This is a genomic window from Flavobacterium sp. LM4, assembly GCF_002017935.1.
In the GTDB taxonomy this organism is placed as follows: Bacteria; Bacteroidota; Bacteroidia; order Flavobacteriales; family Flavobacteriaceae; genus Flavobacterium; species Flavobacterium chungangense.
Map to the genome: position 1 here is coordinate 2492051 of NZ_MUFW01000001.1, position 19200 is coordinate 2511250.

At 32.9% G+C, this 19200-nt stretch carries 19 protein-coding genes; 14 read left to right on the top strand and 5 right to left on the bottom strand.

Annotation, left to right across the window (positions count from 1 at the left end; all coding sequences use genetic code 11):
• Positions 1 to 10 precede the first annotated feature (10 nt).
• The 7 genes from BXU10_RS11155 to dnaG all read left to right on the top strand — a co-directional run bounded on the left by BXU10_RS11155 (position 11) and on the right by dnaG (position 8359).
• Entirely contained in the window at positions 11 to 988 is a 978-nt protein-coding gene (locus BXU10_RS11155) for a polyprenyl synthetase family protein (protein ID WP_078227396.1), read from the top strand.
• Between the two features lie 61 nt (positions 989 to 1049).
• On the top strand, positions 1050 to 1601 hold the full coding sequence (locus tag BXU10_RS11160; RefSeq protein WP_078227397.1) for a LemA family protein: 552 nt from the start codon (positions 1050 to 1052) through the stop codon (positions 1599 to 1601).
• Positions 1602 to 1613: 12 nt separating this feature from the next.
• Positions 1614 to 3521, top strand: a complete 1908-nt coding sequence (locus BXU10_RS11165) for a DUF2207 domain-containing protein (RefSeq protein ID WP_078227398.1) — start codon at positions 1614 to 1616, stop codon at positions 3519 to 3521.
• Positions 3522 to 3819: 298 nt separating this feature from the next.
• On the top strand, positions 3820 to 4380 hold the full coding sequence (locus tag BXU10_RS11170) for an RNA polymerase sigma factor (protein WP_078227399.1): 561 nt from the start codon (positions 3820 to 3822) through the stop codon (positions 4378 to 4380).
• Positions 4367 to 5077 carry a hypothetical protein gene (locus BXU10_RS11175; protein WP_078227400.1) on the top strand — a complete coding sequence of 237 codons (711 nt, stop codon included), beginning with the start codon at positions 4367 to 4369 and terminating at the stop codon, positions 5075 to 5077. Before BXU10_RS11170 ends, BXU10_RS11175 begins: the two co-directional genes overlap by 14 nt.
• Before the next feature lie 83 nt (positions 5078 to 5160).
• Positions 5161 to 6201, top strand: a complete 1041-nt coding sequence (locus tag BXU10_RS11180) for a hypothetical protein (RefSeq protein WP_078227401.1) — start codon at positions 5161 to 5163, stop codon at positions 6199 to 6201.
• Positions 6202 to 6328: 127 nt separating this feature from the next.
• The gene (gene dnaG, locus BXU10_RS11185) at positions 6329 to 8359 is read left to right on the top strand and encodes a DNA primase (protein ID WP_078227402.1); all 2031 of its coding nucleotides are present in this window, start codon (positions 6329 to 6331) and stop codon (positions 8357 to 8359) included.
• 74 nt (positions 8360 to 8433) lie between these two features.
• Here dnaG and BXU10_RS11190 read toward each other — a convergent pair whose 3' ends face one another.
• Both BXU10_RS11190 and nadE read right to left on the bottom strand, forming a co-directional pair.
• Positions 8434 to 9063 (bottom strand): response regulator transcription factor, encoded by a 630-nt coding sequence (locus BXU10_RS11190; RefSeq protein WP_007810686.1) that lies wholly within the window; start codon positions 9061 to 9063, stop codon positions 8434 to 8436.
• Positions 9064 to 9155: 92 nt separating this feature from the next.
• Positions 9156 to 9962 carry an NAD(+) synthase gene (nadE, locus tag BXU10_RS11195; protein WP_078227403.1) on the bottom strand — a complete coding sequence of 269 codons (807 nt, stop codon included), beginning with the start codon at positions 9960 to 9962 and terminating at the stop codon, positions 9156 to 9158.
• A 98-nt stretch (positions 9963 to 10060) separates the two neighbouring features.
• On the opposite strand from nadE, the gene gldB reads away from it, so the two are divergent.
• The gene (gldB, locus tag BXU10_RS11200) at positions 10061 to 11017 is read left to right on the top strand and encodes a gliding motility lipoprotein GldB (RefSeq protein WP_078227404.1); all 957 of its coding nucleotides are present in this window, start codon (positions 10061 to 10063) and stop codon (positions 11015 to 11017) included.
• On the top strand, positions 11017 to 11352 hold the full coding sequence (gldC, locus tag BXU10_RS11205) for a gliding motility protein GldC (RefSeq protein WP_031454580.1): 336 nt from the start codon (positions 11017 to 11019) through the stop codon (positions 11350 to 11352). The genes gldB and gldC overlap by 1 nt, the downstream gene beginning before the upstream one ends.
• A gap of 37 nt (positions 11353 to 11389) precedes the next feature.
• Here gldC and BXU10_RS11210 read toward each other — a convergent pair whose 3' ends face one another.
• The 3 genes from BXU10_RS11210 to BXU10_RS11220 form a co-directional block, all read right to left on the bottom strand.
• Positions 11390 to 12016, bottom strand: a complete 627-nt coding sequence (locus BXU10_RS11210) for a hypothetical protein (RefSeq protein ID WP_123921979.1) — start codon at positions 12014 to 12016, stop codon at positions 11390 to 11392.
• 163 nt (positions 12017 to 12179) lie between these two features.
• Positions 12180 to 12800 (bottom strand): ribosome biogenesis GTP-binding protein YihA/YsxC, encoded by a 621-nt coding sequence (yihA, locus tag BXU10_RS11215; protein ID WP_031454582.1) that lies wholly within the window; start codon positions 12798 to 12800, stop codon positions 12180 to 12182.
• A 44-nt stretch (positions 12801 to 12844) separates the two neighbouring features.
• On the bottom strand, positions 12845 to 13609 hold the full coding sequence (locus BXU10_RS11220) for an alpha/beta fold hydrolase (protein WP_078227406.1): 765 nt from the start codon (positions 13607 to 13609) through the stop codon (positions 12845 to 12847).
• A 377-nt stretch (positions 13610 to 13986) separates the two neighbouring features.
• Here BXU10_RS11220 and mraZ point away from each other — a divergent pair, with 377 nt between their 5' ends.
• The 5 genes from mraZ to BXU10_RS11245 are packed head-to-tail and all read left to right on the top strand — an operon-like array spanning position 13987 to position 19163.
• Positions 13987 to 14460 carry a division/cell wall cluster transcriptional repressor MraZ gene (gene mraZ, locus BXU10_RS11225; protein WP_031454584.1) on the top strand — a complete coding sequence of 158 codons (474 nt, stop codon included), beginning with the start codon at positions 13987 to 13989 and terminating at the stop codon, positions 14458 to 14460.
• Positions 14435 to 15343, top strand: a complete 909-nt coding sequence (rsmH, locus tag BXU10_RS11230) for a 16S rRNA (cytosine(1402)-N(4))-methyltransferase RsmH (protein WP_189328080.1) — start codon at positions 14435 to 14437, stop codon at positions 15341 to 15343. The genes mraZ and rsmH overlap by 26 nt, the downstream gene beginning before the upstream one ends.
• A gap of 15 nt (positions 15344 to 15358) precedes the next feature.
• Positions 15359 to 15706 carry an FtsL-like putative cell division protein gene (locus BXU10_RS11235; protein ID WP_031454586.1) on the top strand — a complete coding sequence of 116 codons (348 nt, stop codon included), beginning with the start codon at positions 15359 to 15361 and terminating at the stop codon, positions 15704 to 15706.
• On the top strand, positions 15697 to 17703 hold the full coding sequence (locus BXU10_RS11240) for a penicillin-binding protein (RefSeq protein WP_078227407.1): 2007 nt from the start codon (positions 15697 to 15699) through the stop codon (positions 17701 to 17703). The genes BXU10_RS11235 and BXU10_RS11240 overlap by 10 nt, the downstream gene beginning before the upstream one ends.
• Positions 17700 to 19163: a UDP-N-acetylmuramoyl-L-alanyl-D-glutamate--2,6-diaminopimelate ligase gene (locus BXU10_RS11245; protein ID WP_078227408.1), complete on the top strand. Its 1464-nt coding sequence runs from the start codon at positions 17700 to 17702 to the stop codon at positions 19161 to 19163. Before BXU10_RS11240 ends, BXU10_RS11245 begins: the two co-directional genes overlap by 4 nt.
• Positions 19164 to 19200: the final 37 nt, after the last annotated feature.

Below are 19200 nucleotides of genomic sequence, written 5' to 3' on the forward strand. Positions count from 1 at the left end.
TGAAAACGAAATGAATATTACTTCTCAAATAAAGCAGCCTATTTTTAATGAAATGGAACTTTTCGAAAAAAAGTTCTATGAATCGATGACTTCAAAGGTTGCCTTGCTCAACCGCATTACCTATTATATTGTAAATAGAAAAGGAAAACAAATGCGTCCGATGTTTGTTTTTTTAACCGCAAAAATGGTTTCTGGGGGTGTTGTAAATGAGAGAACGTATCGTGGAGCTTCAGTAATTGAGCTGATTCACACTGCTACTTTAGTGCATGATGATGTGGTAGATGACAGTAATCGCCGCCGTGGATTTTTCTCTATTAATGCCCTTTGGAAAAATAAAATTGCAGTTTTGGTTGGGGATTATTTACTTTCAAAAGGATTACTGCTTTCCATCGACAATGGCGATTTTGACCTTTTGAAAATTATTTCGGTAGCTGTTCGCGAAATGAGTGAAGGCGAATTACTTCAGATTGAAAAAGCACGAAGACTCGATATTACGGAAGATGTTTACTATGAAATCATCAGAAAGAAAACCGCTACACTTATTGCAGCTTGTTGTGCGCTTGGTGCTAAATCGGTAATTGAAGACGATATTCAGGTTGAGAACATGCGCAAATTTGGCGAACTTATCGGAATGGCATTTCAAATCAAAGACGATTTATTTGATTACAGTGAAGAAGCCATTGGAAAGCCAACCGGAATCGATATTAAAGAGCAAAAAATGACCTTGCCTTTAATTCACGTTTTAAATACCTGTACCCCGCAGGAAAAAAAGTGGCTGATAAACTCCATCAAAAACCATAACAAAGACAAAAAGCGCGTTAAAGAAGTTATTGCCTTTGTAAAAAACAATAATGGTTTGGCTTATGCCGAAAACAAAATGGTGCAGTTTCAGCAGGAAGCACTTTCTCTTTTAGAAAACTACCCGGATTCTGAATTCAAAGCAGCGCTTACCTTAATGGTGAACTATGTTATTGATAGAAAGAAATAATTCTGTATAATTTTTTTAATATTTTTATTGTTAAATTTGACTTCGAATTTAATTCTAAAATATGATTACTATACTTATATCTGCTTTTTCTTTACTAATTCTTATTCTCTTTATTGTACTTTATAATGGTTTCGTTTCCAGAAGGAATCGGGCAGAAGAGGCATTTAGCGGCATTGACATTATCTTAAAAAAACGATTCGATCTGATCCCGAATCTTATAGAAGCCGTAAAAGGATATATGAGTCATGAAAAAGAAACATTTAGTTCTATTGTAAATCTTCGTAATCAGGCTTTGAACACTAATAATCCAGATGAAAGATTAAAACTGGATCAAAAACTTAATAATGCTGTGGGATCAGTTTTTGCTTTAGCAGAAAGTTATCCCGACTTAAAAGCCAATACTAATTTTTTAAGTCTGCAATCTGATTTAGGAGAAATAGAAACTGAAATAGAACGCTCAAAACGATATTACAACGGAACAGTAAGAGATTACAATATTGCTGTAGAATCTTTTCCGGGTAATTTAATTGCCGGCATCTTTGGTTTTCCGAAAAAAGATTACCTCGAATTAAAAGAGCAAGATCAAAGAGAAACACCAAAAGTTCAGTTTTAATTCCTTTATTATATGCAGCTAAAAAAAATATTTTTTGTTCTATTTTCTATTTTCGTAAATCAACTACACGCTCAGGAAAGAATTTTAAATTTTGATGTTAAAGTTAAAATTGAAAAATCAGGAACCATTGAGGTTGTCGAAAATATTACGATAAAAGCAGAAGGAAATGTTTTTAAACACGGACTTTTAAGAACTTTTCCGCTAACCCGAAAAGATAAAGACGGTAATGATATCGATGTAAAATATTCGATAAACTCCATTGAAAAAGACGGAGCAACCGAAGATTATTTTACAAAAGAAGAAGGAAATTATTGGAAAATTTACATTGGAGATGCAGCTGTTGAATTAGAAAACGGAACGTATAAATACCAGATCAGTTACAGCGTTCCGTTTCAGATTGGATATTTTGACAATTATGATGAACTCTATTGGAATGTAACCGGAAATGGCTGGGATTTTCCTATTGATAAAGCAACCTGCCAATTTTATCTCCCATCTGAAAACAATAAATTTGAAAACTTACATTGCTACACCGGTAGTGAAGGATCTTCAGCTTCAAATTGTACTAGTTCCCTAAATGAAAGTAAAACAATTGTTACTTTTTCGGCACGTCAACTTCGATCAAATGAAGGTTTAACAGTTGCTGTTTCATTTCCTAAAGGAATTATTGATCCTCCAACTCTTGCTCAAAAATCAAATTCTTTTTATAAACAAATCAAAACCTATTTCTGGTCTGTTGTTTTTGGAATTGGAATGTTTGTTTTTTTCTTTTTTAGTTGGAGAAAACATGGAAAAGATCCCGTTAAAAGAACAGTAATACCAGAATTTTTGCCTCCTTTTGATTGGTCTCCTGCGCTTGTAGGATATGTCTATCATAGAGAACTCAATGCAAAAATACATATGGCTTCCCTTGTAAATACCGCAGTAAAGGGTGCTGTTAAAATTTCTTCTACGATAGAAAGCGGTATTTTTGTAAACGAAAACAAATACGAAATTGAAGTTTTAGAAAAAGATTCAAAATCTTTAAGTTCTGAAGAATCAGCAATAGTAGATAGTTTTTCTAAAAAAGCAAAAATAAAAGTGCAGGATTCTAACTATAGGATTTTTGAGAAAGCTTATTCTAAATGGACTAAAGCGATAGAAGATCAAATTAAGTTAGAAGAGATTTACCAAAACAATACGCGATTAAAATGGATTGGTTTTGCCGTTTTTGTAATTGGGGGATTGATTTATGAAATATTGTCTAAAAACAAAGGATTCGTAAATTATACTTTTTATACAGGATTAATTTGTGCAGTGGCGGCATTAACCTATTGGTTTTTACAAAAAGAAGAGAGAACTGGTTTAGTAATTTTAAGATTCCTTTTTGCTTTCTTTACTTATCCACTGGCAATTGGAATTTTTTTAATGACAATTCCTTTTTTAAGCACAATACAAATTGTAGTTATTGGTATCGTTTTTTTAATGTATATCTTCTACGTAGTGACTTTGGGAAAATTTACAGAAAAAGGTGCAGAAGAATTTAATCGATTAGAAGGATTTAAGTTATATCTCGAAACAGCGGAGAAAGACAGAATGAATATGTTGAATCCGCCTGAGCTGACACCTCAATTATTCGAAAAGTTACTTCCGTACGCAATAGCATTGGGAGTCGAAATAAAATGGGGAAAACAATTTGAAGAAATTTTAGAACTCGCAAAATATAATCCGGAGTGGTATCAAGGAAACGATACTTTTTACAGACAGCCAACACTGTTTTTATCAGGTTTTGGAAATTCTGTAAGTGCAGCAGGAACCGATCCAACACCCTCCAGATCATCGAACTCTTCATCAGGAAGTAGTGGCAGTTGGAGCAGCGGCAGCTCTGGTAGCGGAAGTTCCGGCGGTGGCGGTGGTGGCGGAGGCGGTGGAGGTTGGTAAAACTTGCCCGTAAAGAGTTATTTTGAAAAATATTTTATTTTGAAGAACCTTGCAATAATTTTATAGCAAGGTTTTTTTATTGTATGTTTTCTTGGTTTTAGCCGGATGCTGTTTTTTTATAAAATCAAAATGAAAAAGAATATGAATTTAAGTATCAGTAAATCAATATTTTGTATTTGTGTATTAGGATTTTAAATTTATTTTTTGATTTTTTTCTACTCACATGCAACCATTTTAAAACAATACTCGTCTATGCTAATAGAAGTCTGTTAGTAAAACAAAATCTGAACGCTTATTAATGAAAATTATTCAGTTACATCACGAAGAAACCAAAATCATAAAGTTGGCTGTCGAAAATAACCGACAAGCACAACAGCAGATTTATAGCAGGTTTTCTCCGAAAATGCTTAGCGTTTGCCGTCAATATATAAAAGACATTCAGCTTGCAGAAGATGTAATGATAACCGCTTTTATGAAAGTGTTTACCAACTTAAACAAATTTGAACACAAAGGAAGTTTTGAAGGCTGGATCCGCCGAATTATGGTTAACGAATGTATTTCGTATTTGAGAGTTCAGAAAAAAGTAAAATTTGCAGAAGATGAGTTTTTTACAGAAGAAAGTTTCAACGAAATTGATAGCCAGTTTACTGTTGATCAGATTCAGTTTTTAATAGATGCCTTGCCGGACGGATATAAAATGGTTTTCAATTTATATGCAATTGAAGGTTATAAACACAATGAAATTGCTAAGATGTTAGGAATTAATGAAGGAACATCAAAATCGCAATTATCGCATGCAAGGAAAATGCTGCAAACACAAATTACTATTTTAAAAAAACAAGAAAATGGAACCGAATAATTTTGAAAAGGATTTCCGTGAAAAACTAAATCAGCGCACAATTGAACCAAGCAATAAAGCCTGGGACAGATTGGATGCCATGTTAAGTATTGCCGAAGAAAAGAAGCCGGAAAAGAGTAATAAATGGCTTTATGTTGCAGCGAGTGTCATGGGAATTTTATTGGTTGGAACTTTCTTTTTTACTCAAAATAATAATGCAACCCAAACGCCAAAGAAAGTTGTTATTGAGGAAAATACTAAAAAAGATTCGGTTCTGAAACCGGTTTTGGATAATACAGATTCAGTAAAAACAAAAATTGTTGTCTCAGAAAATCCTTTGAAAGAAAGTTTAAATAAAGAAGAAAAAAAACGTAATCAAATCTCAAATAAAATCATTAAAAATGAATCAAATCTAATAACGGAGTCTTCAGTCATCATCAAAAACAATCAGGAAAAACAATCAATCAACAATCAAACTTTAATTGCCGAAAATACTAAAAATTCAAATGTAGATCAGTTATTGGAAAATGCAGAAAACAAAGTTGTCGCAGAAAATTCAACCAAACCAAAATCAAAGGTAAAAGTTAATGCCAATGATTTACTCAATCAGGTTGACGGTGAATTAGAACTTTCTTTTAGAGAAAAAATAATTTCAAAAGTCAATAAAAATTATCAGACAGTAAAAGTTGCCGTAGCCAGCAGAAATCAGCAGGAATAATTGCAAGTTCAATCTCAATTGCAAATAACAAATTCAATGCAAAAAAATAAGAATAAAATCATCAATCAATTTAAAAATCAATCATGAAAAATTTTACCATTTACCTCGTTATTTTAGTCTTTTTATTTGTCAGTAAAGTGCTGGGACAGGAAACTTTTGAATCAAGGGCAAAACAAATTGCAAATAAAATTGAAAAAATTACTAAACAGGAAAAAGAAACCCTTAAAAAAGAAGTTGAAGAAATAAATGTACAGCTTTCAAATGGAGTAATTACAGGAGAGCAGGCTGATAAACGTAAAAAAGAGTTAGCAGAAGCAAGAGCTGTCATTATCGAAGAGAAAGTAACTCTTGCTCAAAATGAACTTAATGACCTGGTTCAGCAAAAAGTCGATGGAAAACTAAAAGAACAGGATTCTACCAAGAAAGGAAGATTAATAATTCATTGGGATAAAAACGATTGGCACAAAAAAGATTCGATTCGTGGGGAAAAAAGGACAACTTCACAATTTGTTTTTGCAGCGGGTCTCAATAATATTATAGCAGATGGGGAACTGCAGGATTCTAATTATAAGTTTATGGGCTCACATTTTTACGAATGGGGTTTTACTTATAATTCACGATTAATGAAAAATGATAATCTGTTGCATGCAAAATACGGTCTTTCCTTGATGTATAACAATATTCGTCCAACCAATAATCGCAGTTTTGTAGTCAACGGAGATCAGACCGATTTAGAGATAAATCCTGTAAATTTAAAAGAATCACGTTTTAGAAATGTATATTTAGTTTTGCCGGTACATTTAGAATTTGATTTTACAAAACCCAAAGAAAAAGATGGGAAAACGTATTTTAGAACGCATAAAAGTTTTCGTTTTGGAATTGGAGGGTATGCCGGAATCAATGTGAAATCGAAACAGATTTTAAAATTTGAAGAAGATGATCTGAAATATAAAACGACAATAAAAGGCGATTATAACGTGAATAATTTTATTTACGGATTGAGTTCTTATATTGGTTACAAAGAATTGAGCTTGTATTTAAAGTATGATTTAAATCCATTATTCCAGGACAATTTAGTTAAAGAAAATAATATTTCATTAGGCTTAAGGTTTGATTTTAATTAAGTATACAATTTTGTTAATTAGTAGAAAAAGCGCTTTATAAGAGGCGCTTTTTTTTATGTAAAAGCAGTAAATTAAAGAAGGATTTGTGTACTTTTACAGGCTATTATTTTTTAAAAATATTTTAAGTTTGATCTCACAAAATACAATTGATACTGTTTTTGAAACTGCTCGTGTAGAGGAGGTTATTGGTGATTTTGTTAATTTAAAGCGTGCCGGAAGTAATTTTAAGGGATTGAGTCCATTCTCAGATGAGCGCTCACCGTCATTCATGGTTTCGCCTGCAAAAGGGATTTGGAAAGATTTTAGTACAGGAAAGGGTGGGAATTCTGTTAAATTCTTAATGGAACACTCACAGTTTACTTATCCGGAAGCTATTAAATACCTGGCCAAGAAATACAATATTGAAATAGAAGAAACCGAACAAACGGATGCTGAAAAAGCTATAACAGATGTTCGCGAAAGTATGTATTTGGTTTCAGAATTTGCTGCAAAGTATTTTAATGAGACTCTCTTGAATTCAGAAGAAGGGAAAGCCATAGGGTTGTCTTATTTTAAAGAAAGAGGTTTTACAAATGAAACTATCAAAAAATTCAATTTAGGGTATTCGCCGGAGACTTGGGATGCTCTGACCAAAGAAGCTTTAGGGAAAGGCTATAAACTAGAGTTTCTGGAAAGTACCGGTTTAACAATTCCAAGAGAAGACAGACCTTTTGACCGTTTTAAAGGACGCGTAATGTTCCCGATACAAAGTATGTCGGGTCGTGTTTTGGGTTTTGGAGGGCGTATTTTAACCAATGATAAAAAAGCAGCAAAATATCTGAATTCACCGGAAAGTGATATTTACCATAAAAGTAAAGTGCTCTACGGAATTTTTCAGGCTAAACAATCAATTGCTAAACTAAATAATTGTTATTTGGTTGAAGGTTACACGGATGTGATTCAGTTTAATCAGGCCGGTATTGAAAATGTTGTAGCTTCCTCCGGAACAGCTTTAACGCCGGATCAGATTCGTTTGGTAAATAGATTGACCAGAAATATTACGGTTCTTTTTGATGGAGATGCTGCGGGTCTACGGGCTGCAATTCGCGGAATCGATTTGATTCTGGAAGAGGGTATGAATGTAAGGGTTTGTGCTTTTCCGGATGGGGAAGATCCTGATAGCTTTGCCAGAAAAAATTCACATGATGATTTGGTTGCTTATTTAGAAAATAATAGTAAAGATTTTATACAGTTTAAAGCTTCAATTTTAATAGGAGAAGCAAAAAACGACCCTATAAAAAAAGCCGATTTGATCCGGGATATGGTTACCAGTATTTCTAAAATTCCAGACCGTATTCAGCGTGAAGTTTACATACAGGAATGTGCTCGAATAATGGATATTTCTGAGCAGGTTTTGGTAAGTACATTGGCACAGTTAACTCAAAAAGAGATTGCTGACGCTGGTAAAAAGCAAAAGCAAGAACAAAAAGCTTTTGAGGTCCATAGAAATAATTATCCCCCGGATGATCCTAGATATTATGATGACCCAACTTTTCCTGGAGATATGGAACAGCCGTCTGAAAAAATAGATATTTTGTACGGTTTAGAAAGAAAAATCATTGAAATTTTATTGCTCTATGGAAGTGTTACCGAAGATTTTGAAGACGTTTTCTTAAAGGCTGACGAAGAAGGAAATGTAAAAGAGGTTACAGAAAAAAGAAAATATAAGGTTTATGAGAAAGTTTACCTGAGTTTGCAGGAAGACGAAGTAGAACTATCAAATCAATTATTTCAAAATATTTTTAATAATATAATTGATTTTTATAATCAAAATGAAACTTTTAGCTTAGATAAATATTTGATGCATCTTCAACCAGAGTTTGCTCAGGAAGTAACGAATATTTTGATGGAAGATGAAAGACTGACTATTCACAACTGGGAGGGACAGAATATTTTTCCAAAACACAAAGATGCAACCATTGAGCAAAATGTGTCAGATACCATTTTTTCAATGCGATGGTATTTAATTTCTAAAATTATTCATGAATTAAAAAATACCTTATTAAGCGATCCGCAGGAAGATAATTCAGAAATATTATCTATGGTTGTTGATTATTCTAAACTGCTTAATAATTTTTCAAAAAAACTGGGTAGGGTTGTTGTACCTTATCATTCATAAAGACAAAAGCTCTATATTTTTCAATATAGAGCTTTTTACTTTTGATGACTCACTTAAGGAATCAATCATATTGTTTAAATAATTTCTAAAGTCTTAGCTTTATTAACCAAGTCAACTAAATTGGTCACATTCAATTTCGTCAATAGTCTTAGTTTATAAGTACTAATTGTTTTTTCATTCAGGTTTAAAATTTTAGAAATTTCGTTGTTTTTCTTACCGTCACTTAAGTAACGTAAAACTTCAATTTCACGATTGGAAAGTTTTCTGTACAAACGCTCACTTTTACTTTGTTTAGCAATAAGTGCCATGTTTTTACGTACAGTTTCGTTAATAATAACTTTTCCTTCGTGTACCTTAATAATTGAAACACCTAATGTTTCAAGTTTTTCTGTTTTGTGCACGTACCCGGAAACACCCGCTTTAATCGCATTAGGAGCGTACATTTGCTCGGCCAGATCGCTGAAGATTACAATTTTCGTTTTAGGAAAATTTTTCAGGATAGATTTCACTTCAAAGATACTCGAAAGACCTTCTAACTCTAAATCTAGAATTAGGATGTCGATCTCCTTCGTCTGAAGAATATCTCTAACCATTGAAAAATTACCTACATTGGCAACGATTGAAATTTGATCGTGGTCTTTAAAATAAGACTTAACGCCAAAGTGAGTCACAGGGTGGTTGTCTGCTAGACATACTTTAATCATAATTTTACCTTTTTAGAATTGTACATTGTTTTTGGAGCTGTAAAATTAATAAATAAATTCTGTAGTTTATAGCTGACAAATGTTAAAAAGTATTATTTTAACGTTTTTGGTATGATACAGACCGGAATTTCTTCCATTTTATGCTTGTTGCTGGTATTTAGACGTTTATAAATTTCGAAGACAGATTTTTCTCTTCCACTAAAATTATCTGCTGTATTTCCTGTTTCTTCGGCTAACATAGCCCATTCCAGTTCGTCATAACTTGCGCCTAATTGATCCTCATCTGTTCTGTTGTCACCAAATAGACCATCTGTGGGAGCAGCTGTTAAAATTGAGTCAGGAATTGTTAAAAATTCTCCAAGAGCATATACATCAGATTTCATCAAATCTGCAATCGGACTCAAATCAACACCTCCGTCTCCGTATTTTGTATAAAAACCAACGCCAAAATCTTCTACTTTGTTACCAGTACCTGCAACTAATAAACCATGAATTCCGGCTAAATAATATAAAGAAGTCATTCTTAATCGAGCACGGGTGTTTGCAAGTGAAAGATTTACTTTTGCGTCATCATCAGATTTTGGAACTGTAGTTTTAAATGCTTCAAAAGTCGCTGTTAAATCTGTTTCGACATCTGAAACATTTGAGAAACGTTTTTTTAATTGTTCAATGTGTTCTCTTCCTCTCAAAACCTGATTTGGTGCCTGATGAATAGGCATTTCTACACATAGAACTTTCAATCCTGTCTGAGCACATAATGTAGAAGTTACAGCAGAATCAACTCCACCGGAAATTCCAATTACAAAACCGTTAACTTTTGCTTTATTAGCATAATTTTTCAGCCACTCTACAATGTGGTTATTTACTTTTTCTGTCTGAATAGTGCTTTTTTTAGCCATAATAATTCAAGTTTTAAGATGTAGGGATGTATATTTGCACAAATATTTTTAAGTATATGTTTACTTAAGATAAGTAACACAAATCTAATTAAAATAAAATGAAATTATATCGCTTTGTAGTGGTTCTGTCCTTGTTTTTTTTATCCTGTAATCAAAAAAACAAAGTAGAAAAAGCTGTTGAAGAAATTCCGGTTGACATTAAGGTTGAACGTTTTGATAAAGTTTTTTTTGAAACCAAACCTGAAGATTTAGAAAAAGTCAAAAAACAGTTCCCTTTCTTTTTTCCTGCAGGAAACGATGATAGCGTCTGGTTAAGTAAAATGCAGGAACCGATTTGGAGAGAAGTCTATACTGAAGTTCAAAAAAAATATTCAAATTTTGAGCCGGTTCGTCAGGAGTTTAATGCGCTTTTTCAACATGTAAAATATTATTTTCCAAAATCAAAAACGCCAAAAGTAATTACGGTGATTGGAGAAATGGATTATAATGCCAAAGCTATTTATGCCGATAGTCTGGTTATAGTAGCACTTGAATTATATTTGGGAAAGGAGCATAAATTTTATCAGTTTCCAAATTACCTGAAACAAAATTTTGAAGAAAGACAAATAATGCCAGATGTGGTTTCAAGTTTTGCTTACAGGAATATTCCGGCTTATGCTGATAAAAATCTGGTATCTCAAATGATTTTCGAAGGAAAACAATTATATGCCAAAGATTTGCTTTTACCTGAATATACAGATGCTGAAAAAATAGGTTACACAACTGAGCAGATAAAATGGTGTGAAGAAAATGAAGCATACATGTGGCGTTATTTTATAGAAAAAGAGATGTTGTATAGTGTCGATCCAAAGTTGACAACCCGATTTATTGCTCCGGCACCTTTTTCAAAATTTTATCTGGAAATAGATAATGATTCTCCAGGAAGGGTTGGTGCCTGGATAGGGTGGCAAATGGTACGTTCGTACATGAAAAATAATACCGTAACTTTGCCGGAGTTATTAAAAACAAGCGCGAAAGAAATCTTTGAAAAGTCAAAATACAAACCTAAGAAATAATGTCAGATACAATAAATTCAGAAATTAAATTCAATATTGAGTTAGATGAAAACCGTGTTCCTGAAAAGCTAACATGGAGCGCTCAGGATGGAGGAGTTCAGGCCGAAGAAGCTAAGGCAATTATGTTGTCGATTTGGGACAGCAAAGCTAAAGAAACAATGAGAATTGATCTTTGGACGAAAGATATGCCTGTTGATGAAATGAAAATTTTCTTTCACCAAACTTTGGTAGCGATGTCTGACACTTTTAAACGTGCAACTGATGATGTAAAAATGTCAGATACAATGAAAGATTTCTGTGATTATTTTGCAGAAAAACTGGAACTTACCAAGTAGTATCTAATAAAAAAAATCCAGATTCCATGTATTACAACTAGGATCTGGAATTTTTTTTCTCCTGATAGGTCGGCAGGCGATTTACAGGCTTGATAGAATTCTTTTTGATGTCATTTATAATTTTCCTGTAACATCCCATTATCACTACGGATGTGGGGTAGTTTGTAATACTAAGCTCTTCTTCCAGACATCCTCCCGATGCTCGAGAGTAAATTATCTCTCCGCGATTCAAATCGTACACTTCTAAAATGACTTCAGCGTATGTCATTTGTTTCTTGTAGTAAAAATGATTTTGAAATTCAAAACTACTAAAGTCATTTTTTGCATTTTTACATTTTATATTGACATAATAATCAGCATCAGCTGCTTTTTTAAGCTCTAAAATTGCTGCTTTGTCTAATTTCAATGGGACTTGTTTGGTAGCGAAGTATTTTCGTTCGTCCATTGAATACTTTGCTCTCCTTCCTAAATATTTAGAAAAATCAGCCATTACATAACGGGTTAATTTTGTTTTGGTATTTTGATCAACTTCAATATCGCCAACAAGCCATGTGCCTTTAGTGAAATCCAAACTATTCGCTTTATCTGTACTGTGTAAAAAGTAGTGAGTGACATTGCAGGCAGATAAGAGTAATAAAAGTAAAAAGCAAAGAGTTTTCTTCATAAAAGAATGAAATTAATTTGTTTCAAATATAATTTAAAAAAAGATATTGACTTGGTTATATCCGTAAAATAAAATTCAGATCCAAAGAAGTATCTTCTTGTTCTTCAAAGAGAATGATAAAATGAAGGTGCGGCCAGGAGTATTTAAAGATTCGAATTTAGGTTTAAAATCCGCTATTGTTTTTAAAAACCTCCTGATTTACTTCATCTATATAGGATAAAAGTTCTTCTTTTCCTGTTGATTCTGTTGATGAGGTAACAAAATACTGAGGCATTTCTGCCCAGTTGTTGGCAAACATTTGTTTTTTGTATGCTGCAATATGTGAATCAATTTTTACTTTGCTGATTTTGTCTGCTTTTGTGAAAATAATACAGAACGGAATCTCGCTTTCGCCCATATAAGACATGAATTCAATATCAATATTCTGAGCTTCATGGCGTATATCAATTAAAACAAAAGCACAAACTAATTGTTCTCTGGTTTCAAAATAATCAGTAATAAATTGCTGGAAAACCGATTTGGTTTTTTTAGAAACTTTGGCATATCCATAACCCGGTAAATCGACCAAAAACCAATTATTATTGATTTTAAAATGATTTATCAATTGTGTTTTACCAGGCCTGCCTGAAGTTTTTGCAAGATTTTTATGATTTGTAAGCATGTTTATCAAAGAAGACTTTCCTACATTTGATCTTCCGATAAAAGCATATTCCGGTAAAAATTCTTGTGGGCATTTTGCAACTTCAGAATTACTGACAATGAATTCGGCAGTAGTAATTTTCATGTTTTTTTGATTTTTAAAACTTCTTAAATTCTACAGTTTAGATACTAAAAATTCTTTTTAGCAAGCCATTCTTCAAGAATTTCATTAAATTCCTGAGGATGTTCCATCATAGCAGCGTGTCCGCATTTGTCTATCCAATATAGAGTTGAATTAGGTAATAACTTATCAAATTCTTCAGCTACATTTGGAGGGGTTACGGTGTCATTTTTACCCCAGATGATACAGGTTTCAACTGTCATTTTTGGCAAATCTTTTGCCATATTATGACGAATTGCACTCTTGGCAATCGTTAATGTTTTAATCAGTTTTATACGGTCATTTGCGGTTGCGTATACTTCATCAATAAGTTCAGGAGTAGCAATTTTTGGGTCATAAAATACAGCTTCAGCTTTCTTTTTGATGTATTCATAATCACCTCTTCTAGGGTAGCTGTCTCCCATTGCGCTTTCGTAAAGACCTGAGCTTCCTGTAATTACTAGTCCTGCTACTTTTTCAGGATATAGTTTAGTGTGGTAAAGGGCAATATGTCCTCCTAAAGAATTCCCTAATAAAATTACCTTATCAAAACCTTTAAAATTGATAAAATCCTTAACGTATTTCGCAAAACTTTTCACGTTTGTTTTTAAAATACTTTGAGTGTAGATTGGCAAATCCGGGATTACAACTTTGTATCCTTTTGTTGGGAAGTATTGCGCTACACCGTCAAAGTTACTAAGACCTCCCATTAATCCGTGAAGAATTACGATAGGAGTTCCTTCACCAGCTTCAAAATAGCTGTATTTGCCCTCTTTTTTGTAGTGTTTGTCCATTTAATTTAATGCCAATTTCAATTTGGACAAATATAGGGTTTAATAAATAAAAATGAATTTTTGCTGTCATTTTTTAACTATATAATTTAAGTAGAATTTATAATTGTTTAAAAATCAGCTTTTAGAGTGGTTTTTGTTGAATTTTTAAGTTGTTAAAATCATTGCGTTATAATTGTTTTTTTAAGAGAAAGACTATGTATTTTTTATAATTGCGAAAGGAATGGATTTAGAAAATGATTAATGTATAACATCTTGATAGTCTATTGATTAAAGTAAGCGGAGTGAAAGTGGGTAAACTTATCAACAAAGTGGTATATAGTGGTAAAATGTGGTAATATTTTTTATATTTTTGCTGTGTAACATGTTAATGATTTTTTTTGAACACTATTGTAGGAACATATGAGTGTAAAGTGGATGCTAAAGGAAGGCTAATGATGCCTGCACCTTTGAAAAAGCAATTAGCTTCCTCTCTTCAAAACGGATTTGTTTTGAAACGCTCAGTTTTTCAGCCGTGTTTAGAATTGTATCCAATGGAAGAATGGGATTTGATGATGCAAAAAATTAACAAGCTAAACCGTTTTGTAAAAAAAAATAATGATTTTATCAGAAGATTTACAGCGGGAGTTAAAGTAGTAGAAATCGATGCATTAGGAAGATTGTTGGTTCCGAAAGATTTGGTTGCTTTTTCGGGTATTTCGAAAGATGTGGTTTTTTCATCTGCTGTTAATATTGTGGAAATTTGGGATAAGGATTTATATGAAAAATCAATAAGCGGCGAAGATATGGATTTTGCAGATTTAGCCGAAGAAGTAATGGGAAATATTAATGACGACGACAATGGAATATCATAATCCGGTTTTACTTCATCCAACAGTTGATGGTTTAAATATTAAACCTGACGGAATATATGTGGATGTAACGTTTGGCGGCGGAGGACATTCAAAAGAAATTTTGAAACGATTAGGTCCAAACGGGAAGTTGTTTGCTTTTGATCAGGATGAAGATGCTCTTGCAAATGCATTGCCGGATGAAAGGTTTACTTTAATTAATGAGAATTTTAGATTTATAAAAAGATTTTTGCGTTTTCACGGTGTAAAAACTGTAGACGGAATCCTGGCTGATTTAGGAGTTTCATCTCATCAGTTTGATGTTCCTGAAAGAGGTTTTTCAACAAGGTTTGATGCCGAGCTGGATATGAGAATGAGTCAGAAGAATGATTTAAATGCTTATCGTGTAGTTAATGAATATGATGATGCAAATTTGAGAAGAGTATTCTCGGATTATGGAGAATTGAAAAATGCACCGGTTTTGTCAAGAACAATTATAGAAGCCAGAGAGCATTATCCAATAAAAACGACTGATGAATTAAAAGACGTTTTGGCGAAATATTTACCTGAAAGGGTTCGTAATAAAGTATTGGCTCAAATTTATCAGGCTATTCGAATTGAAGTGAATCAGGAAATGGATGTTTTAAAAGAATTTATTGAGCAATCATTAGAAATTTTAAAACCCGGCGGAAGATTCTCTGTGATATCTTATCATTCGTTAGAAGACAGGCTGGTAAAAAGATTTATTAAAAACGGAATGTTTGAAGGCGAGCCTGAACGTGATTTTTATGGAAATTTTTCAGTTCCGTTTAAAACTGTCGGTAAATTGATTGTCCCGGATGATGCCGAAATCAAAATTAATAACAGGGCAAGAAGTGCCAAACTTAGAATTGCTGAAAAGATATAATAATATAGGTCTAAAATGAAAAGTGGTGTATTTGGTATATTAAAAGCAAGATTCTTGATTAATGATGACGCTGTGAAAAACTGGCGATTCATTGTTTTTATCATTCTGCTTGCTATAATAATGATTGCAAATACACAACGATATGAACAAAAGGTTTTTGAAATTGCAAAACTGAATAATGAAGTAAAAGAATTACGTTCTGAATTTGTAGACAGAAGATCAGAACTAATGAAACTGAAAATGGAATCAACAGTTTCTAATAAAATGCTTGAAAAACAAATTTATCCATCAACGGTTCCTCCGACAAAAATAGAAGTTAAAAAAGAAGAAGAAAAAAGTTTTTTTAAAAGAATATGGCAGTAGACGATAAACATATATCCTACAGAATTTACCTCGTAGCAGTTTTCATCTTTGTGATGTCAATTGCTATTGTTGTTAAATTAACTAATATTCAGTGGGTTGAGGGTAATTATTATCGAAAATTAGCCAAACAGCGTACAGTAAGAAATTTTGTGATTCCGGCCAATAAAGGAAATATTTATTCTGCTGATGGTAGTTTGCTTGCAACATCAATTCCAAATTATGAAATCCGTTTTGATTCGAAAGCACCAAAAGAAGAAAATTTTGAAAAATATATAAAACCTCTTTCAGATTCTTTGGCCGTTATTTTTGACAGACCAAGCGGTTACTATCAAAATGAATTAAGAAGAGCACGAAACAATAAAAATCGTTATTATTTAATTGCACGTAAATTAAGCTATACTGATTATGTGAGAATTAAAGGGTTTCCGTTGTTTAATTTAGGTGCATTCAAAGGAGGAATTATCGTTGAGCAGGAAACAGTTAGGAAACATCCGATAGGGAAAATTGCTGAAAGAACAATTGGGTATGACCGTATTGATCCTGCAACGGGTGTTGAAGTTGGAAAAGGAATTGAATGGGCTTTTAAAAGTTATCTTAACGGAAAAGATGGTAAAATCTTAAAGCAAAAAATTGCTAAAGGGCAGTGGAAACCCATTCGTGATTTGAACGAAGTTGATCCTATAGATGGTTACGATGTAATCTCAACAATTGATGTTTTTATTCAGGATATTGCCCACCATGCCTTATTGAAACAGCTTCAAGATTACGAAGCTGATCATGGTTGTGTAGTCGTAATGGAAACAGAAACGGGTCATATAAAAGCAATTTCTAATTTAGGAAGACAAGAAGACGGATCGTATACAGAAACTATAAATTATGCAGTAGCAGAATCTCACGAACCGGGATCGACTTTTAAGTTGGTTGATTTAATGGCAATTTTAGAAGATAAGGTTGCTGATACAAGCACGGTGTATGATAGTCATGGTGGTATAATTAAGTATTACGGAAGAGCTGTGAGAGATTCGCATACAGGTGGTTATGGAAAGATTTCATTAGCCCGTGGATTTGAACTTTCATCAAATACAGTGATGGTTCAGGCAGTTTATGATAATTATAAAAATAATCCGGCAAAATTTGTAAATCATATCAGAAGTTTTGGTTTGGATAAGCCTTTAGGATTGCATTTTAAAGGAGAAGGAAGGCCAATTATTCCACATCCTGGTGATAAAATTTGGTCCGGAATTTCACTTCCGTGGATGGCTTTTGGATATTCAGTTTCAGTTACTCCAATGCAAACTTTAGCCTTTTATAATTCGGTTGCAAATAATGGCGTAATGGTAAGGCCTCAATTTGTTTCAGAAATTAAAGAATGGAACAAAACGATTAAAAAATTTGATACTGAGGTAATTAATCCAAGAATTTGTTCGCCTGAAACACTTAAAAAAGTAAGGGCAGTTTTAGGGAATGTGGTAAAAAAAGGAACAGCTTCTAAACTGTATTCGAAAGATTTTCCAATGGCAGGAAAAACAGGAACAGCTATGGTTAATTATAATAAAGCAGGAAGGGAAGGAATGTATTATGCATCATCTTTCGTAGGATATTTTCCGGCAGATCATCCGAAGTATTCTTGTATTGTAGTGGTTCATAAACCAAATACAGCTATGAATAATTATTACGGAGCAGATGTTGCAGGACCGGTTTTTAAAAGAATCGCTCAAAAAATTTTTACAGATGCGCCTTCAACAAATAAAATCAAGCGTTTAGATTTAAAAATCCCAAAACAGGAAAATAGTTATAATAAGTTTGATGTAGAATCAAATAAAAAGCCAAAACTGATTCCAAATTTAAAAGGAATGCCGGGGATGGATGCAATCGCTTTATTGGAAAATTTAGGTTTGAAAGTGAAAGTAAGCGGAGTAGGAAAAGTAAAAAAGCAGTCTTTACAAGCTGGGGAAAGTATTAGTAAAAACGCAACAATAGTATTAGAATTATCGTGAAAATACTGAAAGACATATTATACAAAGTACGCATTGAATCGGTAATAGGTTCAACAGAAATTGCTATTCATAAAATTGATTTTGATTCAAGAAAAATTGAAGAGAATGATGTTTTTATAGCTATTCGCGGATCACTTTCTGATGGGCATGAATATATTGAAAAAGCGATTCAGTTAGGTGCGACAGCAATTATTTGCGATACATTACCGGGACATATTGAAAAAGGAATAACTTATATACAGGTAAAGGATACCAATACGGCTTTGGCTTTTATGGCTGCCAATTATTTTGGAAATCCTTCTGAAAAATTAAAATTAGTTGGTGTTACAGGAACAAACGGAAAAACAACGATTGCTTCCTTATTATTTCAATTATTTCAAAAAGCAGATTTTAAAGTTGGTTTATTATCAACCGTAAAAATAATGGTTGATGAAACAGAATATAAAGCAACGCATACAACTCCTGACTCCATTACAATTAATCATTATTTAAATGAAATGATTGAAGCAGGAGTGACACATTGTTTTATGGAAGTGAGTTCACACGGAATTCATCAAAAAAGAACAGAAGCATTGCATTTTGTGGGGGGAATTTTCACGAACCTTTCACACGATCATTTAGATTATCATCCCAGTTTTGCAGAATACAGAGATGTAAAAAAATCATTTTTTGACTCGTTGCCAAAGACGGCTTTCGCTTTATCAAACATTGATGATAAAAACGGAGCAGTAATGTTGCAGAACACGGTAGCAAGAAAGTTTACATATGCCTTGAAAACATATGCAGATTTTAAAGCACAAATTTTAGAAAGCCAATTGTCCGGATTATTGTTAAAAGTAAATGATAATGAAGTTTGGGTAAAACTGATTGGCACTTTTAATGCCTATAATATTTTAGCTATCTACGGCACTGCCATAGAGTTAGGTATGGATAGTCTCGAAGCGTTGCGTTTGCTTTCTGATTTAGAAAGTGTTTCGGGACGTTTTCAATATATCGTTTCAAAAGGAAATATTACAGCGATTGTTGATTATGCACATACACCGGATGCTTTGGAAAATGTTTTAAAAACAATCGATGATATCAGGACTAAAAATGAACAATTGATTACTGTTGTAGGTTGTGGAGGAAACAGAGATAAAACCAAGAGACCAATTATGGCTCAAATTGCTACCAATTTAAGTGATAAAGCTATTTTGACTTCTGATAATCCAAGAAATGAAGATCCGGAAGTAATTTTGGATGAAATGGAGAAAGGTGTTGAACCTCATAACTATAAAAAACTCTTACGTATTACAGATAGAAAACAGGCGATAAAAACAGCTTGTCAATTAGCCCAGCCTAATGATATTGTTTTGATTGCCGGTAAAGGCCATGAAACGTATCAGGAAATAAATGGCGTTCGGCATCATTTTGATGATATGGAAACGGTAAAAGAAATTTTAGATCAACTAAATAAATAACAACGAATTTCTAAGTTCAAATACCACAAGGGTCATT

What these genes read in the sequence shown, in the direction of transcription:
- gldC (WP_031454580.1), top strand. Translation starts at nt 11,017, where the DNA reads ATGTCAGATACAATAAATTCAGAAATTAAATTCAATATTGAGTTAGAT.
- BXU10_RS11190 (WP_007810686.1), bottom strand. Translation starts at nt 9,063, where the DNA reads ATGATTAAAGTATGTCTAGCAGACAACCACCCTGTGACTCACTTTGGC.
- nadE (WP_078227403.1), bottom strand. Translation starts at nt 9,962, where the DNA reads ATGGCTAAAAAAAGCACTATTCAGACAGAAAAAGTAAATAACCACATT.
- BXU10_RS11235 (WP_031454586.1), top strand. Translation starts at nt 15,359, where the DNA reads ATGAAAAGTGGTGTATTTGGTATATTAAAAGCAAGATTCTTGATTAAT.
- BXU10_RS11165 (WP_078227398.1), top strand. Translation starts at nt 1,614, where the DNA reads ATGCAGCTAAAAAAAATATTTTTTGTTCTATTTTCTATTTTCGTAAAT.
- BXU10_RS11160 (WP_078227397.1), top strand. Translation starts at nt 1,050, where the DNA reads ATGATTACTATACTTATATCTGCTTTTTCTTTACTAATTCTTATTCTC.
- rsmH (WP_189328080.1), top strand. Translation starts at nt 14,435, where the DNA reads ATGACGACGACAATGGAATATCATAATCCGGTTTTACTTCATCCAACA.
- gldB (WP_078227404.1), top strand. Translation starts at nt 10,061, where the DNA reads ATGAAATTATATCGCTTTGTAGTGGTTCTGTCCTTGTTTTTTTTATCC.
- BXU10_RS11210 (WP_123921979.1), bottom strand. Translation starts at nt 12,016, where the DNA reads ATGAAGAAAACTCTTTGCTTTTTACTTTTATTACTCTTATCTGCCTGC.
- BXU10_RS11220 (WP_078227406.1), bottom strand. Translation starts at nt 13,609, where the DNA reads ATGGACAAACACTACAAAAAAGAGGGCAAATACAGCTATTTTGAAGCT.
- BXU10_RS11240 (WP_078227407.1), top strand. Translation starts at nt 15,697, where the DNA reads ATGGCAGTAGACGATAAACATATATCCTACAGAATTTACCTCGTAGCA.
- BXU10_RS11155 (WP_078227396.1), top strand. Translation starts at nt 11, where the DNA reads ATGAATATTACTTCTCAAATAAAGCAGCCTATTTTTAATGAAATGGAA.
- BXU10_RS11170 (WP_078227399.1), top strand. Translation starts at nt 3,820, where the DNA reads ATGAAAATTATTCAGTTACATCACGAAGAAACCAAAATCATAAAGTTG.
- yihA (WP_031454582.1), bottom strand. Translation starts at nt 12,800, where the DNA reads ATGAAAATTACTACTGCCGAATTCATTGTCAGTAATTCTGAAGTTGCA.
- BXU10_RS11180 (WP_078227401.1), top strand. Translation starts at nt 5,161, where the DNA reads ATGAAAAATTTTACCATTTACCTCGTTATTTTAGTCTTTTTATTTGTC.
- BXU10_RS11175 (WP_078227400.1), top strand. Translation starts at nt 4,367, where the DNA reads ATGGAACCGAATAATTTTGAAAAGGATTTCCGTGAAAAACTAAATCAG.